14 protein-coding genes are annotated in these 17,414 nt (G+C 66.5%); 7 read left to right on the top strand and 7 right to left on the bottom strand.

Features of this window, described 5'->3' with window-relative positions; all coding sequences use genetic code 11:
- Positions 1–47 precede the first annotated feature (47 nt).
- Entirely contained in the window at positions 48–1,439 is a 1,392-nt protein-coding gene (gene tadA, locus KYG_RS07025) for a tRNA adenosine(34) deaminase TadA (protein ID WP_008904159.1), read from the top strand.
- Positions 1,440–1,515: 76 nt separating this feature from the next.
- Entirely contained in the window at positions 1,516–2,502 is a 987-nt protein-coding gene (locus KYG_RS07030; protein ID WP_008904160.1) for an LD-carboxypeptidase, read from the top strand.
- 41 nt (positions 2,503–2,543) lie between these two features.
- On the opposite strand, the gene KYG_RS07035 is transcribed toward KYG_RS07030, so the two are convergent.
- A complete protein-coding gene (locus tag KYG_RS07035) occupies positions 2,544–2,894 on the bottom strand; it encodes a hypothetical protein (protein WP_008904161.1) in 351 nt (116 codons plus the stop codon).
- A 255-nt stretch (positions 2,895–3,149) separates the two neighbouring features.
- Here KYG_RS07035 and KYG_RS07040 point away from each other — a divergent pair, with 255 nt between their 5' ends.
- From KYG_RS07040 to KYG_RS07050, 3 genes are all read left to right on the top strand, one after another.
- Entirely contained in the window at positions 3,150–4,079 is a 930-nt protein-coding gene (locus tag KYG_RS07040; RefSeq protein WP_034693558.1) for an adenylate/guanylate cyclase domain-containing protein, read from the top strand.
- A gap of 128 nt (positions 4,080–4,207) precedes the next feature.
- Positions 4,208–6,721, top strand: coding sequence for a penicillin acylase family protein (locus tag KYG_RS07045; protein WP_008904163.1), 2,514 nt, complete (start codon positions 4,208–4,210; stop codon positions 6,719–6,721).
- Positions 6,722–6,749: 28 nt separating this feature from the next.
- Positions 6,750–7,763, top strand: a complete 1,014-nt coding sequence (locus KYG_RS07050) for an asparaginase (RefSeq protein ID WP_034693561.1) — start codon at positions 6,750–6,752, stop codon at positions 7,761–7,763.
- 76 nt (positions 7,764–7,839) lie between these two features.
- On the opposite strand, the gene KYG_RS07055 is transcribed toward KYG_RS07050, so the two are convergent.
- On the bottom strand, positions 7,840–8,472 hold the full coding sequence (locus tag KYG_RS07055) for a hypothetical protein (protein WP_050813807.1): 633 nt from the start codon (positions 8,470–8,472) through the stop codon (positions 7,840–7,842).
- A 191-nt stretch (positions 8,473–8,663) separates the two neighbouring features.
- Between KYG_RS07055 and KYG_RS07060 the strand changes: the two genes are divergently transcribed.
- Positions 8,664–9,389 (top strand): hypothetical protein, encoded by a 726-nt coding sequence (locus KYG_RS07060; protein ID WP_008904166.1) that lies wholly within the window; start codon positions 8,664–8,666, stop codon positions 9,387–9,389.
- A 45-nt stretch (positions 9,390–9,434) separates the two neighbouring features.
- On the opposite strand, the gene KYG_RS07065 is transcribed toward KYG_RS07060, so the two are convergent.
- From KYG_RS07065 to KYG_RS07085, 5 genes are all read right to left on the bottom strand, one after another.
- Entirely contained in the window at positions 9,435–10,709 is a 1,275-nt protein-coding gene (locus KYG_RS07065; protein WP_008904167.1) for an acyl-CoA dehydrogenase family protein, read from the bottom strand.
- A gap of 53 nt (positions 10,710–10,762) precedes the next feature.
- Entirely contained in the window at positions 10,763–11,848 is a 1,086-nt protein-coding gene (locus KYG_RS07070; protein ID WP_008904168.1) for a phosphotransferase, read from the bottom strand.
- Between the two features lie 24 nt (positions 11,849–11,872).
- Entirely contained in the window at positions 11,873–12,592 is a 720-nt protein-coding gene (locus KYG_RS07075) for a Crp/Fnr family transcriptional regulator (protein WP_008904169.1), read from the bottom strand.
- Between the two features lie 158 nt (positions 12,593–12,750).
- Complete coding sequence (locus KYG_RS07080) at positions 12,751–13,530, bottom strand: oxepin-CoA hydrolase, alternative type (protein WP_008904170.1); 780 nt, start codon at positions 13,528–13,530, stop codon at positions 12,751–12,753.
- Between the two features lie 36 nt (positions 13,531–13,566).
- Positions 13,567–15,090, bottom strand: a complete 1,524-nt coding sequence (locus KYG_RS07085) for a 3-hydroxyacyl-CoA dehydrogenase (protein WP_008904171.1) — start codon at positions 15,088–15,090, stop codon at positions 13,567–13,569.
- Positions 15,091–15,163: 73 nt separating this feature from the next.
- On the opposite strand from KYG_RS07085, the gene KYG_RS07090 reads away from it, so the two are divergent.
- The gene (locus KYG_RS07090) at positions 15,164–17,395 is read left to right on the top strand and encodes a hypothetical protein (protein ID WP_237707217.1); all 2,232 of its coding nucleotides are present in this window, start codon (positions 15,164–15,166) and stop codon (positions 17,393–17,395) included.
- The last annotated feature ends 19 nt before the right edge of the window (positions 17,396–17,414 follow it).

The raw sequence follows: 17,414 nt of genomic DNA on the forward strand, positions 1-17,414 counted from the left end.
CTCTGGCGCTTATCCAGAAAGCGCGAGTAGCTATTAAATAAGTAGCAATGACGCTGGACAACGACACGCACTGGATGCGCCTGGCCCTGGCCGAGGCGCAAGCCGCCACCCGCGCTGGTGAGGTGCCCGTGGGCGCCATCGTGGTCAAGGACGGCCAGGTCATCGCCACCGGCCGCAATGCCCCTGTGGAGGGCCACGACCCCACGGCCCATGCCGAGATCGTGGCCCTGCGCGCAGCGGCGCAGCGCCTGGGCAACTACCGGCTGGACGGCTGCAGCCTGTATGTGACGCTAGAGCCCTGTGCCATGTGCAGCGGCGCCATGCTGCATGCCCGGCTCGCGCGCGTGGTGTACGGCGCGGCCGACCCCAAGACGGGCGCGGCGGGTTCGGTGCTCAACCTGTTTGGCCATTCCGAAATCAACCACCAGACCGAAGTGCTGGGCGGTGTGCTGGCCGACGAATGTGGCAGCCTGCTGAGCCGCTTTTTTCGGCAACGCCGGCAACAGCAGCGCACCGAGGCCCTGGCCCGCCACCCGCTGCGCGACGACGCCTTGCGCACGCCCGATGCAGCGTTTGCCCACCTGCCCGGCTACCCCTGGGCGCCCCGTTACCTCAGCGACCTGCCCAGCCTGGCGGGCCTGCGGCTGCATTACCTGGACGAAGGCCCCCGCGATGCGCCGCGCACCTGGCTGTGCCTGCACGGCAACCCGGCCTGGAGCTACCTCTACCGCCGCATGCTGCCCACGTTTCTTGCCGCAGGCGACCGCGTGGTCGCGCCCGACCTGATCGGCTTTGGCAAAAGCGACAAGCCCAAAAAGGAGGGCGCCCACCAGTTCGACTGGCACCGCCAGGTGCTGCTGGAGCTGATTGAGCGGCTGGACCTGCGCAATGTCGTGCTGGTGGTGCAGGACTGGGGTGGCATCCTGGGCCTGACGCTGCCCATGTCGATGCCCGAGCGCTTCGACGGACTGCTGGTGATGAACACCCTGCTGGCCACGGGCGCTGCGCCCTTGCCTCAGGGCTTTGTGGACTGGCGCGCCATGTGCCGTGACAAGCCGCTATACGGGGTAGGGCGCCTGCTGGCACGTGGCAATCCGCACCTGAGCGCCGCCGAATGTGCCGCGTACGACGCGCCCTTCCCGGACAAAGGCTACCGCGCTGCGCTGCGTGCTTTCCCCGAACGTGTCCCTGCCGCGCTGGATGACCCTGGCGCGGTGCTGTCGCGTGCAGCCCGCGATTTCTGGCAGCACCAGTGGCAGGGCCGCAGCCTGATGGTGGTGGGCGCGCAAGACCCGGTGCTGGGCCTGCCCACCATGCAGGCGCTGCAACAGTGCATCCAAGGCTGCCCCGCGCCTGTCGTGCTGCCCCGCGCCGGCCACTTTGTGCAGGAGCATGGCGAGGCCATTGCCGCACAGGCTGTGGAATACTTCGCGCACTGACTTGCCCGGCGGCACCCTCTGCTGCCCGGCTTTCCCCCCTGTTTACGGAGGAGGCCCCTCGGCGGGCCTGAGCGCTTTGCACGACCACCACGATCACGACCCTTCGCATTGCGGCCACGACCATGGTCCCAGGCACATCTACATTTACTCCCCGGCCAGTGCCATCCGCGACAAGGCCGCCTTCAAGCGCGGCATTGCGCGCCTGAAGGCCCTGGGCCACGAGGTAGAGGTGGACCCCGATGCGCAGGCCGTGCACACCCGTTTTGCGGGCGATGACGCCACACGCCTGGCGGCCATCCACCGGGCTGCGGCCAGTGGTGCCGACGTGGCGCTGATCACGCGCGGCGCCTATGGGCTCACGCGCATCCTGCCCGGCATCCGCTACAAGGCCGTGGCCAAGGCGATCGAGCGCGGCATGAAATTTGTGGGTCTGAGCGATTTCACGGCGTTTCAGACCGCAGTGCTGGCCCAGACCGGCGCCACCACCTGGGCCGGGCCCGCACTGATCAGCGACTTTGGCGTGGAAGGCGAGCCCGACGACATCATGATGGCCTGCTTTGACGACCTGCTGACCGGCCACGGCGAAGGCACAGGCTGGCGCATGAACAAGGAGCAGCCTCATGCGGTGACTGGCAAACCTGCCGTGCCGGACGTGTATGTGAAAAACGCCACGCTGTGGGGCGGCAACCTCGCCGTGCTGACCGGGCTGGTGGGAACGCCTTACTTTCCGCAGGTCAAGGGCGGCATCCTTTTTGTGGAGGACGTGAGCGAGCACCCTTACCGCATCGAGCGCATGCTCACGCAACTGCTGCACGCCGGGGTGTTGGCGCAGCAAAAGGCGGTGGTGCTGGGGCAGTTCACCGGCTACCGGCTGGCTCCGCACGACAAGGGCTTCAAGCTGCAGTCGGTGGTGGACTGGCTGCGCACCCAGATCAAGGCGCCCGTGCTGACCAACCTGCCGTTCGGGCATGTGCAGACCAAGGTGCTGCTGCCGGTGGGCGCCACGGTGTCGCTGTCGGTGGAAGAACGGGATGCGCTGATTTACTGGGGCCACCAGCACTGAGGTCTTGCCAGCACCCGCCGCAGTGCAGGTGTCGCGCCGCGTCAGGGCCGGATGTGGTGCGCCAGTGCCGGGCGCGGCGCGCGGGGCAGTTGCCCCTGGAACAGCAGTGTGACTTCGTCCATCACCCGTTGGGCAGCGGGTTCACCGCGCAGCGGCACCAGCATGCTGAACAGGTCGGAGCGCAGGTACCACAGGGCCTCGATGTCGGCCGCATAGCGCAGCCGCATGTTCATGCGCGCCACTTCACAGCCGGTGATGCCAGCCAGGCTTTGCAGCATGGCGCGCCGGATGTCCTCCATCCCCGGGTGGCGCACCCACGCCGTCGACGACGGTTTGTCGCGGCCAAGCAGGTCGTGCAGGCTGTTGCGGAGGTTGGGCTTGATCCAGCGCATGAGGGGGCGGGCAATGCGTTTGCGTAGCAGGGTCGGACAAAGTAAGCGGGAGCGAGGCGCAGCGCAAGGGCCGTGCTCCTGTTTTTGCGCAAAGACAACAGACGGGGCCGGATTGTTGCCAACTATTACCGGTTCTACGCAGGCAGTGTTCAATGGCATCTTCCACCCGTTCAGGCTCGTGGCAATTTGAAAGATGCACGGCGCGGGCGCTTGCACTAAACTGGTTCACATGATGTTACCAATGGCCCGTCGTTCATGAGTGTGTTGTCGACCATGGTCTTTGCGGACATCTCGGGCAGCACGGCACTGTATGAGGCACTGGGCAACGAGCGGGCCACCGAAGCCGTCACCGAGGTCACACAGTGGATCGGGGACACCGTGGAGTCGCACGGCGGGCGCGTGGTCAAGAAGCTGGGCGACGGCGTGCTGGGTGTCTTTGGCGATGCCTCCAGTGCGGTCTCGGCCATGGCGACCATGCTGCGCCAGCACCAGTCCCGGCAGGACCGTTGGCCGCAGCCCTTGCGCATGGACATCCGGGTAGGGGTGGCCAGCGGTGAAGTGGTGGATGTGGATGGCGATTGTTATGGCGATGCCGTCAATGTCGCGTCCAGGCTGTGCGAACGTGCCGGCCCCGCCGAAATCTGGGCCACCGAGACCACGGTGCTGCTGGCGGGCACAGCGCCCGACGTGTGGTACCGCAAGCTCGGCATGATGGATATCCGTGGCAAGGCCGAGCTGCTGATGCTCTACCACGTGGAGTGGCGCGAGGACGAAGCGCCCGACTCCCTCACCATGCAGGCCGCCCTGGTCAGCAACTTTGCGCCGGCGGATTCCATCCTGGGGCAGATCCAGTTTTCATGGCACGAGGTGGACCGCACCTTCACCTCAGCAGATGCCCCGGTGATGGTGGGCCGTGCCCAGCACGCCCAGCTGTGCATCAACGACCCCCGTGTATCGCGCCTGCATGCCCGCATCGACTGGCGCAACAGCGGCTTCGTGCTGACGGACATGAGCAGTTTCGGCACCTGGGTGCGGTTCGAAGGCAGCGAATCGCCCGTGCGCCTGCGGCGCGATGCCTGCATCCTGCATGGCGCAGGGCACATTGCGCTGGGCGTATCGTTCAGCGAACCCAGTGCGCCGGTCATGAGCTTTCATGTGGCAGACGGCAGTGTGCACCTGAGCTGAATGCACGCGGCTGGCGGCCTGCGTGGCGTGGCGCCTGTGCAGGGTGGCCTGTCACGGGCGTGCATTTGCCACCCACAAATTCCCCACAGCAATACCAATACCAATACCAACGGCAGGAGACAAGATATATGGCATGGATGAAACGCACAGCCCTGGGCCTGGTGGCTGCGGCGCTGCTGGCAGGCGCCGGCGCCGCAGTGTATGTGCAGCGCAGTTTTGCGCAGCTTGACGGCTCGATTGCGGTGGCGGGGCTGGGCAATGCCGTGCAGGTGCGGCGTGACGGCGCCGATGTGACGCATATCCGCGCCCAGAGCCCACAGGACGCCTGGTTTTCCATGGGCTACGTGCATGCGCAGGAGCGCACCTGGCAGCTGGAGTTCAACCGCCGCGTGATGCATGGCCAGCTGTCCGAAGTCTTTGGCCCCGCCACGGTGGAAACCGACAAGCTCATGCGCAGCCTCGACATCATGGGTGCGGCCCGGCGCCAGTACGCCGGTTTGCCGCTGTATGCCCGGGAGGCATTGCAAGCCTACAGCCGGGGCATTCAGGCCTTCCACAACAATCGCCCGCAGGCCTTGCCACCGGAGTTCCATGTGCTGGGCGTAAAGCCCGGGGGCGCGCAAGGCGCCGTGTGGGAGCCCGAAGACAGCGTGGGCTGGGCGCTCATGATGGCGCTGGACCTGGGCGGCAACTGGGGCAACGAGTTTGCAAGGCTGTCCGTGGCCAGAACGCTGGACACCGAGCGTCTCTGGCAGCTGATGCCACCGTACCCGGGCGAGCCACCGGCAGCCTCTGCCGATCTTGCGGCGTTGTACCGCCAGCTGGGCGTGTTTCGCGCCGGCGGTGCCGTCCCTGTGGCTGCGGCATTGCCGCCAGAGCGGCACGAAGGGCCGCTGTCGCGCCAGATCAGCGCGGGCATGCTGGCCTGGGCTGATGAGCTGACCCGCAACGCTGGCACCAACGAAGGCAAGGGCAGCAACAACTGGGTGCTGGCTGGCACGCGCACCGTGAGTGGCAAGCCCCTGCTGGCCAACGACCCGCACCTGGGCCTTTCGGCACCGGCCATCTGGTACTTCGCGGGCATGCAGGCGCCGGCCGGGCAGGCGTCAGACGGTACCCCCATTGCGGCCATTGATGTGGTGGGCGCCACCCTGCCGGGTCTGCCGTTCGTGGTGCTGGGCCGCACCAACCGTGTGGCCTGGGGCTTTACGAACACCGGGCCCGACGTGCAGGACCTCTACCTCGAACAGATCAACCCCGCAGACCCTTCGCAGTACCGCACGCCGCAAGGGTGGGCGCCGTTCATGGTCCGCGAAGAAACCATCCGCATCAAGGGCGCCCCCGATCTGGAGCTGAAACTGCGCAGCACCCGGCACGGGCCCGTGCTCAGCGACGTGCAAAAGGTGCACGCCGAGGTGCTGGACCTGGGCAAGTACGTGCTGGCGCTGCGCTGGAGCGCGCTGGATGCGGACAACCAGACGGTGCTGGCGGGCTTGCAGACCAACCAGGCCCAATCGGTGGATGAGCTCTTTGAGGGGCTGTCGCACTACCACTCGCCCATGCAAAGCGTGGTGGCGGCCGATGACCAGGGCCGCATCCGCTTCAAGGCCGTGGGGCGCGTGCCGCTGCGCGATCCCGCCAATGACATTCGCGGCGTGGCCCCATCGCCCGGCTGGGATGCGCGCTACGACTGGACAGGCTGGCTGCCCTATGCACAGACGCCAGAGGACGATGGCGCCAAAGGCTGGGTGGCTACTGCCAACCAGCGCATTACGGCGCCAGACTACACCCACTACCTGACGCAGGATTGGGCGTTGCCCTACCGCTACGAGCGCATTGAGCAGCTGATCGGCGCGACCGAGAAGCACGACGCGAACAGCATGCAGACCATCCATAGCGACGTGACATCGCTGGCCACGCGCCGCCTGTTGCCGCATCTGCTGCAGGCGCAGTCCACGCACCCGCTCGCCGCAGCCGCGCAGGTGCAGCTCAAGGGATTTGACGGGGTCATGGATGCCAACGCGGCCGCGCCACTGGTGTTTGCGGCCTGGACGGATGAACTGGCCCGCGGCCTGATCATCCCGCGCATCGGCGAAGACCGGTTTGCCGCCACCTATGGCAAGCGCGACTACCGCGCCGGCATCGAACGCATGCTGGAGCGTAACGACCCGTGGTGGTGCCAGCCCACGACCTGCGCCGAGCAATCGGCGGCCGCCCTGGGCCGCGCGCTGGACCGTCTGCAGGCCGCCTACGGCGCCGACCCGGCGCAATGGCGTTGGGGCGCGGCGCACCCGGCGCTCAGCGCGCACCGGCCTTTTGGCAATGTGGCCGCACTGGCCCGGTATTTTGATGTGAGCGTGCCATCGCACGGCGACTCGTACACGGTGAACGTGGGCCAGTACAACGCGGGCGAGGCCAAGGGCACGTTTGTGAACCGGCATGCGGCATCGCTGCGCGCGGTGTATGACCTGGCAGACCTGGAGCAGTCCCGCTTCATCTACCAGACCGGGCAAAGTGGCCTGGTGTTCTCGCCCCGCTATCGCGACATGAGCAGCGCCTGGGCGCAGACCGGCTACCGTGCCCTGCAGCGCAGCCCCGCCAACTGGGTGCACCAGTTGACGCTGGCGCCCGCTGCCAAGTAACCCACCTCTTTTGAATGTCAGGACATTTATGCAGTTCGTTCCATTGATGGAAGTGACGCGGGGTGGCATGGTCGAATGCCAGCACTGGGGTGCGGTGGCGGTTGTCAACCGCGATGGGCGGGTACTGGCCCGGGTGGGCGACCCGTATGCGGTCACGTTCACGCGCTCGACGATCAAGGCATTTCAGGCGCTGCCGTTCATGCAGTCGGGTGGCGCCCGTGCACTGGGCTGGGGCCCGGCAGACCTGGCGCTGCTGTGCGCCAGCCACAACGGAGAGCCCATGCATGTGGAGCAGGTCGACCACATGCTGGGCACCGTCAATCTCACCTACAAGGCCTTGCGCTGCGGCTGCCACGTGCCGATGTTTGCCGCACTGGGGCTGCCCGGCCTGCAGTTGCCCGCAGGCTTTGTGGCCGATGAGCGCCACAACAATTGCAGTGGCAAGCACGCAGGGTTTGTGGCGCACTGCGTGCAGCAGGGGTGGCCGCTGGAGGATCACTTGGCGCCAGGCCATCCCTTGCAGACTGCAGTGCGTGAAAGGGTTGCGCATGCCGTGGGGCTGGAGCCGGAGCAGATGGCTATGGGCACCGACGGTTGCTCGGCCCCCAACTACGCGATGCCGCTGGCCCACCTGGCCCGGGGGTACGCCCGGCTGGCGGGTGGCGCGCCCGACACCGATCTGCACGAGAGCCTGACGGCGCTGGCCGATGCGATGGTGGCCCGCCCCGAGCTGGGCTCTGGCACCGGCCGCCACGACCAGGACTTCATGCGCATCGGCCGGGGCGACTGGGTCTCCAAGACGGGCGCTGACGGCGTTCAGACCGTGGGCAGCCGAAGCCGCGGCGAAGCATTCGCCCTCAAGATCATGGATGGCAACATGGTGGCGCAGGTGGCTGCTGCGGTCGAGGTGATGGACCAACTTGGCTGGCTGGACGACGCGCAGCGCGATGCCCTGGCGCCGCGCCGGTCTGCGCGCATCATCAACGCCCGGGGCATCGAGGTGGGCGGGCGCAGGCCCGTGTTCCGGCTGAAGACGGCCTGACGCGCCGCGCCATCTCCCCGGTATCCCGGTGGAAGTTGTGGGACTCAAATTTCAAGTACAAAGTGCCTGAAGCGCTTTATGGATAAGCGCTGGCAGCTACAAATAATGTAGCAAACGGTTCCGTGTCAGGCAGCACGTACACCACGCCCTGGGTCTGCCCGAAGACAGGGGCGATGAGCTGGTCGTAGAACGCCTCGGGCGCGTTCACGCAGCCGTAGCTGATGCGCTTGTCCCGCACGCCCGGGCTTGCAAGCCGCTGCAGGCGGCGTTCTGCGGCATGCACGCTGCGAACGCGGTGCAGCGAGACAGCCGATTCGTAGTCGATCCACACAATGTCTTCACCGCGCAGGTTGCGGCCGGGCTCCGTCACAAACCGGCCAGCGGGCGTGGTGCGCTCTTCCGGGCGAATGTGCGACAGCGGCCGCTGCCCGATGTCCGGCGCAGACCGGTCACCCAGCGCAGCGCCCAGCAGCACCGGCGCACTGCCCAGCCATTGCGCCCGCGCCGAGAACACATGGATGCGGGCCGCAGGCTTGTCGATCACGGCAAAAGGCATGCTTTGGTGGTCGCCCGTTCCGACGGCCCAGCGCACCAGCTTGCGGGCCGTGGGCGAGGCGTCCTGTGGCAGCGCCAGGGCGCACACCGGTGTCATCAGCGCCAATGCCGCTGCGCTCAAGGCGACACGGCGGTTTACGGTCCTGCAAAGCATGTATGTCTTCATCCATGGGGCCGTGCCCCCTGCACAGCCGTTGAAACCTGCACCACGCCAGGCCAGAGCACCGGGCGTGTCTCGATCGGGGCAGGGCGCCGGGAGTGAATCAGGGGGCTTCCTTCGGCAGCCAATGACCCCAATAATGCCTGCACCCGCGACTCTTGCGAAGCCATGCGCTTCGGATTGCCATGTTTGAACGCCTCCGCAAAGCACTTGGTACGTCTGGCAACACGGGGCCGGTTCCGGGGCGGCCCGTCTCCAACCGCGACGTTGCCCGATGGGCGGCCGATCAGCGGCTCGCCATTGTGACGCACCCCACCGAAGGGCACTTCGACCTGGGCGGAGATCTCCATGGTCACCCCTGGCGGCTCGAATGTGGTGTGCCCACACGCGACTACGTGCACGGGCTGGAGCTCACGGGGCGGGCCGATGTGGGCGCCGACATGGACGCTGCCGTCATGGTCATCAACCGGCCCTTGCAGGATACGCTGGAGAGCACGGCCTACGACGCCATCACCGACACGCTGCAGACCACGGTGGACTCCAGCCTGCCGGAGGAGATGCGCTGGCTTGCGATGTACGAGGAGATGGTGTGGCCGGGCTTGCCCGCATCGTTCCGGGAACACTTTGCGGTGGTGGCTGAGCGCATCGAGTTCGCGCAGCGCTGGATTCATGCTCCGGTGGTTTCGCAACTGCTCAATGCCGTGGAGGGTGAGGGCGCCACGGAACGCGCACGTGCACCGCTGGTGCTGATGCTGGTGCGCGGCCGGGTCTACCTGCGCATGGAGCACGCCGAGCGCAGCCTGGCCGAAATTGCACATGCCAGGCAGCTGCTGCTGGTGGCAGGGCAAGCCGCCTTGCAGAACCTGCCACCGATGTCAGTGGCAGGGCCGGACGACGGGTCGGCGCATTAGCGCCGACTTGCTTGCTGGCGCAGGGGTCACCCGCCCCGGCGCTTTTCAGGAGCCGCGTGTGACGGGCACGCTGGCATCGCGGCCGTAGGTGCTGTACTTGCCCAGCTCCCACTTGGCAATGGCGTTGCGGTGCACTTCGTCCGGGCCGTCGGCAAAGCGCAGGGTGCGCGCACCGGCGTAGGCGTAGGCCAGCGGGAAGTCATCGCACATGCCGCCGCCGCCGTGCACCTGCATGGCCCAGTCGATCACCTGGCAGGCCATGCTGGGGGCCACCACCTTGATCATGGCGATCTCGGTCTTGGCGACCTTGTTGCCCGCCACGTCCATCAGCCAGGCCGCCTTGAGCGTGAGCAGGCGGGCCATGTCGATCTTGCAGCGGGCTTCGGCAATGCGCTCTTGCGTTACCGTCTGCTGCGCCACCGTCTTGCCGAAGGCCACGCGCGACGAAGCACGCTTGCACATCAGCTCCAGCGCACGCTCGGCCAGTCCGATGAGGCGCATGCAGTGGTGGATGCGGCCGGGGCCCAGGCGCCCTTGGGCAATCTCGAAACCGCGGCCTTCGCCCAGCAGGATGTTGGAGACGGGCACGCGCACGTTCTCGAACGTCATCTCCACATGGCCGTGGGGTGCGTCGTCATAGCCCATCACGTTCAGCGGGCGGATGATGGTGATGCCCTTGGCGTCGGCAGGCACCAGCACCATGCTCTGTTGCGAGTGCTTGGGCGCGTCAGGGTCCGTCTTGCCCATGGTGACGAACACCGCACAGCGCGGGTCGGCCGCGCCCGAGATCCACCACTTGCGGCCGTTGATGACGTACTCGTCGCCTTCCCGCGTAATCCGGGTTTCGATGTTGGTCGCGTCGCTCGATGCCACATCGGGCTCGGTCATCGCAAAGGCCGAGCGGATCCTGCCTTCGAGCAGCGGCTTGAGCCAGCGGGCCTTGTTGGCCTCGTCGCCGTAGCGGGCGATGGTTTCCATGTTGCCCGTGTCGGGGGCAGAGCAGTTGAACACCTCGCTGGCCCACTGCACGCGGCCCATGATCTCGGCCAGGGGTGCGTATTCCTGGTTGGTCAGGCCCGCGCCTTCGTAGCCCGAGGCGGCTGCGCTGTCCACCGGCAGGAACAGGTTCCACAGGCCAGCAGCCTGCGCCTTGGGCTTGAGGTTCTCGATGGTGTTCAGCGCGCTCCAGCGCTTGCCGGCCACCGTGTTGGCGGCCAGCTCGTCCTTGTACGCGGTTTCGCTCGGATAAATGTGGTCATCCATGAACTGGAGCAGCTTGGCCTGCAGTTCCTTGGTTTTGGGCGAGTAGTCAAAGTCCATGGGTTTCTTCTCCGTTGGTAATCGTGGGGCGGCGCTGGGGGGGCGTCGCGTGTTCAGCCGCGCTGCGCGAACGACCAGGCCAGTTCGGCCATGGGCCGTGCGGTGTCGCCAGAGGCTTTCGCCTGGGCGCTGGACGCTGTGCCGGCCTCCACGCGCTTGGCAATGCCTTGCAGGATGGCGGCGATGCGGAACATGTTGTAGGCGAGGTAGAAGTTCCAGTCCGCCCGCAGGGCGTCGGGCGTGGCGATGCCGGTGCGCTCGCAGTAGCGGCGGATGTAGGTGTCTTCGTCGGGAATGCCGAGCACGCCCAGGTCCAGCCCCGCAATGCCGCGCCCCAGCGAGGCAGGAATGTGCCAGCTCATGCAGTGGTAGCTGAAATCCGCCAGCGGGTGGCCCAGCGTGGAAAGCTCCCAGTCCAGCACGGCAATCACGCGGGGCTCGGTGGGGTGGAACATCAGGTTGTCCAGGCGGTAGTCGCCGTGCACGATGGACACATGGCCCTCGTCCCGCGCGCTCGCGGGCATGTGGGCGGGCAACCACTCCATGAGGCGGTCCATCTCTTCGATGGGCTGTGTGATGGAGGCCACGTATTGCTTGCTCCAGCGGCCGATCTGGCGGTCAAAGTAGTTGCCGGGCTTGCCGTAGCTGGCCAGGCCCCGGTCTGCAAACTTGACCGTGTGCAGCGCTGCGATCACGCGGTTCATCTCGTTATAGATGTCCCCGCGTTCAGCGGGCGTCATGCCGGGCAGGGATTGGTCCCACAGCACGCGGCCCTGCATGCACTCCATCACATAGAAGGCACGGCCAATGATGGATTCGTCTTCGCACAGCACAAACATGCGCGGCACGGGCACGTCGGTGCCGTACAGGCCGCTCATCACGGCAAATTCGCGTTCAATGGCATGCGCCGAGGGCAGCAGCTTGGCCACCGGCCCGGGTTTGGAGCGCATCACATAACTGGCACCGGGCGTGATGAGCTTGTAGGTGGGGTTGGACTGCCCGCCCTTGAACATCTCCACCGTCAAGGGGCCCGTGAACCCTTTCATGTTCCGGGTGAGCCAGTTCGTCAGCGCGTCGATGTCAAAGGCGTGCTGATCGGAAACAGGGCGGGTGCCGACGAAATGGTCAAAGTTGCTCATGAAGGATCGGAAAGTTTCATTCAGTCAGTTGTCGGATTCGGCAATGCGCATGAGCGCTTCACGGTCGCGCACCACCAGGCCGCCCGGCTCGATGCGGATGGCGTCCTCCCGCTCCATGGCCTTGAGTTCCTGGTTCACCCGCTGGCGCGATGCGCCCAGCAGCTGTGCCAGTTCTTCCTGTGCCAGCTGCAGGCCAATGCGCATCTCGCTGCCGTCGGACAGGCTGGGAACGCCATAGCTGCGCACCAGGTGCACCAACTGCTTGGCAAGGCGCGAGCGCAAGGGCAGCGTATTGAGGTCTTCCACCAGCCCGAACAGCTGACGGATGCGCCGCGCATGCAGGCGCAACATGGCTTCGTACAGCTCGGTATGCGCGGCCAGGATCTTCTTGAAATCGGCCTTGGCCACACAGAGGATGGTGGTGTCGCCATGCGCGTAGGCGTCGTGCGTGCGCCGGTCCCCGTCGAAGATCGCCACGTCGCCAAACCAGATGCCCGGCTCCACATAGGTCAGCGTGATCTGCTTGCCCGAGATGGAGGTGGAGCTCACCCGCACCGCGCCGCGCGCACACGCAATCCACTCCTCGGGCGGATCTCCACGTGCGGCAATCAGTCCGCCGTCCTTGAAGCGTTTGACGTAGGCACATCTGAGGATGTCGTGGCGTAGAGAGGGAGAGAGAGATGAAAACCAGCGACCGGAGTTGATCGCTTCACGTTCTTCGATAGTAAGAATCGGGTCGTCCATGGCCTGTCTTTTGCGTGACTTGAAACCGGTCCATTGTCGCGTCAGGGACCTCGGCGCTACGTCAGGGTTGTCACCTGCGTGTCTGTGCGTAGGCCATAAAAGAACCCCCGGGGCTGGGGTCAGCGGGCCGGGGGTGCTTGTTGGGCGTGGTCGAGGCGCTAATCGTAGCGGGGCACGCGTTTTTCAAGGAAAGCCGAAATGCCCGCCCCACCGTTGGCGTGGTGCAGGTTCTTCACAAAGTGGTCCCGCTCGTGCGCCAGGTGGTGAGTGAGCTGGGCGTGGGGTGCTTCGTTCAGCAGCTCCTTGATGCTGGCCAGGGCGTTGGGCGCGCGCGCATTGAGCTGCTCGGCCAGCGCCAGGGCGGCATCCAGCGCATTGCCGCTTTCTGCAATGCGGTTGACCACGCCGAGCGCGTGCAGGCGTTCTGCGCCGATGCGGTCGCCACACATCAGGATCTCGGTGGCCACCTGGCGGGGCAGGGCGTGCGACAGGCTCCAGCTGGCGCCGCCATCGGGCGAAAGCGCCACGTTGCTGTAGGCCATCACAAACACCGCGTTGCGGGCTGCCACGATGAAATCGCAGGCCAGCGCCAGCGAAAAGCCTGCCCCGGCCGCAGCGCCCTCCACGGCCGCAATCACGGGCTTGGGGTAGGTGCGGATGGTCTCGATCCAGTTGTGCAGGCCTTCAATGCTCTGGGCCTGCACCTCCGGGGCTTCCTGCCGGTTGGCCAAAAGCCGCTGCAGATTGCCGCCGGAGCAGAACATGCCATCGGCGCCCGTGATGACAACGCTGCGAATGTCCGGGCTGCTTTCGGCCACGCCCAGCGCCTCCACGCCCGCCGCGTACATCACCGGGTCGATGGCGTTGCGCCGCTCGGGGTTGCGAAGGGTCAGGATCAGGGTCTGGCCCTGGCTGGTGCTCTGGAGTTCTGCGGGCATGGCGGTCTTCGGTGGAGTGGCCGGGGTGCTGGGCGTTCAGGCTTCTTCGACGTGGCTCAGGCTCAGGCCAATGGCTCCCCGCCGACGCAGCCAGGGGCTGGGGCGGTAGCGCGTGTCGCCATACACGGTCTGCATGTTGAACAGCACCTCCAGGATGTTGGTGGGACCCCAGCGGTCGCCCATGGCCAAGGGGCCGAGCGGGTAGCCCAGGCCCAGGGTCACGGCGGTTTCCAGATCCTTGGGGGAGCAGATGCCTTGCTGGCAGATGTCGCTGGCGATGTTGACGATGGTGGCCACCACGCGCTGCGTGACAAAACCACCGCTGTCGCGGATCACGCTCACGGCCTTGCCGTCGCGGGCAAACAGCGCATGCGCTGCGTTGCGGATGTCCACGCGGGTGGCGGGGTTGGTGGCCAGCACGCGGCGCTTGGTAGCGGCGTCGTCGATCAGCATGTCGATGCCGATGGTGCGCGCCGGGTCCAGGCGCTCGACCACCGCCACGGTGGTAATGTCAAACCCCAGTGGCGCGACCAGCGTGATGGCCTGGGGCGAGGGCGACTGGCCCGTTTCGATGGTGGCGCCCAGGTCCTTGAGCAGCTGGTACAGCTCGGCACGGCGCGCAGCGCGGGGCGAGACCCACACGGGGGGAATCTCGGCCACCACGGGCGGTGGTGCTTCCGCGGGTATCTGCGCCACGCCATCCACATAGCGGTAAAAACCTTCGCCCACCTTTTTGCCCACCACGCCGCCCGCCAGGCGCTGCGCAGTGATCACGCTGGGGCGAAAGCGCGGCTCGTCGTAGTACTGGCGGTAGATGGACTCCATCACCGGGTGGGACACGTCCAGCGCTGTCAGGTCCATCAACTCAAAGGGGCCGAGCTTGAAACCGACCTGGTCGCGCAGGATGCGGTCGATGGTGGCAAAGTCGGCCACGCCTTCGCCCACGATGCGCAAGGCTTCAGTGCCAAAACCGCGCCCTGCGTGGTTCACGATGAAGCCGGGTGTGTCTTGTGCCTGCACGGGCGTGTGACCCATTTCCCTGGCGTACGCGGCCAGCGCAGTGCACACGGCGGGATCGGTCTTGAGCCCTGCAATCACCTCCACCACCTTCATCAAGGGCACCGGGTTGAAGAAATGAAAGCCGGCAAGCCGCTCCGGACGCTGGAGCCCGGCACCAATCGCGGTCACCGAGAGCGAAGACGTATTGGTGGCCAGCACGGCATCGCTGCGCACCACCGCCTCAAGCTCTGCAAAGAGCTTTTGCTTGACATCCAGGCGCTCCACGATGGCTTCCACCACCAGGTCACAGCCTGCAAGTTCAGATGCTGCCAGCACCGGATGCAAACGCGCCGAAAACTCCGCCGCCTGCTGCGCAGTGATGCGCCCTTTGCCCGCCAGCTTGTTCCACTGGTCCTTGAGGGCGCTCAAGGCCGCGTCCGCTGCACCGGGATTGGCGTCCAGCAGAAACACCTGGCTGCCCGCCTGTGCGGCGATCTGCGCAATACCCCGGCCCATGGCGCCGGTACCCACGATGGCGATGTTCGGAAACTGAATTTTCATAGCGCCATTATGGCTCTGGCGTTGCGCGGGAGTTATGTGCAAGAATGGGCCGCGCTGAAAATCCGAAAATATTGTGAAAATTCGTAACGCCATGATGGGGGCCAGTCTGTGGGTGGTGGCCACAGGCGTATCTGCATTGTCTTTGGGCAGCAGCCGCGGCGCTGTGGTCTTGGGTGCGCCGGTGGACTTGTCCTTTGATGTCCAGCCGGACCCGGGCACCGATATCGCCTCCGCCTGCGTCACGGCGCGGATCATGGCTGGCGAGACGGCCGTTGGCGACGCCAGGGTGCGCGTGACGCCTCTTCCCGACATGCGTGGCCGCCCCTCGGCGGTGAGGGTTCAGGCGGCGATTGCGGTGGATGAGCCCGTTTTGACCGTCACCCTGTCTGCCGGGTGCGCTGGCAAGGTCACACGCACCTACACCTTTTTTGCAGAGCTTCCGAACTCGGTAGCCCGATCTGCCGCCCCGGTGGATGTCTCGCAGCTTCCCTCGGTTGAGCGGACCGGGGCTGAAACGTCGCGCCCGGCCCAGACCGCGGCCAGTGCACGTGGCGCCACCGCAGCCGCAGCGCCAGCAGCGCCCCTGGCACCGCCGTCCGCCCCGCCATCGTTACCCCCTGCCAGCGCCGCTGCCCCGGTTGCGCGGGCAGCGCCGCCGATTACCCCGGCGTCGCCCCAGGCACAAGGCCCAGCGCGCCCCGCAGAGCGCAGCCGCGCACGTGCGCAGACCGCAGCAAGTGCACCCCCGGCAGCAAAGAAGACACCCGCAGCATCCGCACCTGCCGACCGGCCCCGTCTGGTGGTCGAGTCGCTGGACCTGTGGACGGACCGCCCCGTGGCGCTGCGCAGTTCCCCCGAGCTGCTGACCGTGCCGTCCGACCAGCCCTCGGCCGAGCGTGCACAGGCTGCAGCGATGTGGCGGGCGTTGAACGCGCCCCCCGAAGAATCCGCTGCGCAGACAGACCGGCTCAGCGCCCTGGAGGCGGATGTGGCGGCATTGCGGGCGCAAGCCGCAAGTGACAGCGCCCGCGCTGCACAGCTGCAGCTGCAACTGGAGCAGGCCGAGAACGATCGTTTCCCGGCCACCGTGGTGTATGCGCTGGCCGCCGCGGTCCTGCTGGCGTTGCTGCTGGTGTTGTGGGCCTGGGCCAGGCTGCGCAGTGCCTCTGAAAGGGCGGTACGCTCGTGGCGCGACTCCGTGGCTGCGCTGGGCGGAGAGGACGTGATGGCGGAGCACGGTGCGGCACTGGGCCTCGCCCCGGAGCCTAGCGATGACTGGGTGGCTTCCGACGAATTGTCGGGCCCCAGGGCGCCTTCGCCGGACTCCGCTGCGGCGCCACTGGCGCCGCCGTTTGTGGCCACCGCCCCGCTGCCCAGTGCGCCGTCGCCCCTGAAGGCCACGCCTTCAGAGCCGCCCCCCGCCGCAGCGCCGCAGGCCCCGCTGCACATCGTCAGCCCCGAAGAGCTGTTCGACATCCAGCAGCAGGCGGAGTTTTTTGTGTCAGTGGGCGAGCACCAGCAGGCCATCGAAGTGCTGAAAAAGCACATTGCCGAGCGTGGAGCGACATCGCCGCTTGCCTATCTGGAGCTCTTGCGGCTGTACCACACGCTCAGCCGCGTGGAGGAGTTCTCGCAGCTGCGGGTGCAGTTCATGCAGTCGTTCAATGCACAGGTTCCGGAGTTTTCGGGCTTTCATCGCACGGGCCGAATGCTGTACCACTACACCGACGCGCTGGCCGAGATCGAGGAGGCGTGGACGTCTCCCGCGGTGGTGATACTGCTGGAAAAGCTGCTGTTCAAGCCAGACGGTGTGGAATCGCAAGAGCCGTTTGATCTGGCCGCCTACGATGATTTGTTGCTGCTGCTGGCCATTGCGCAAACCACGCCCCCCAGCGCACGCGGCGCCCCTGCGCCCCGCAAGCGCACCACACCACTTGCGCCGCCCAGGGATGAAACCCAGGTGCTGCGGCCGTCCCCACCATCGGCCATCATGGCCGCTGCAGCCCCGGCCGACTCTCTGGCTGGTGGTCTGGACTTCGACTTTGATGCGCATCTGCCCACCGCTGTGAACTTGGCTCCCCGGGCGTCTGCAACTACGGCTCCCGCTGCCCTTCAAGCGCCATCACGCGGCGCGCCGCTGGATCTCGACCTCGATCTGTCGGAGCCTCCCCATCTCACCCTCAGCGACCTGCCGCCCGCGCCGGTGACAGCGCCTCCGGCGCAGGGGCAGCCGGTGGGTTTCGGCATGGACAACGACCTGATGGAACTCCGGCTGGAACTGGAAAAAAAGATCCCCGGCAAGTGACGATGGCAGCCGCCTGATG

The organism is Acidovorax sp. NO-1, from assembly GCF_000238595.1.
Lineage (GTDB): Bacteria > Pseudomonadota > Gammaproteobacteria > Burkholderiales > Burkholderiaceae_C > Acidovorax.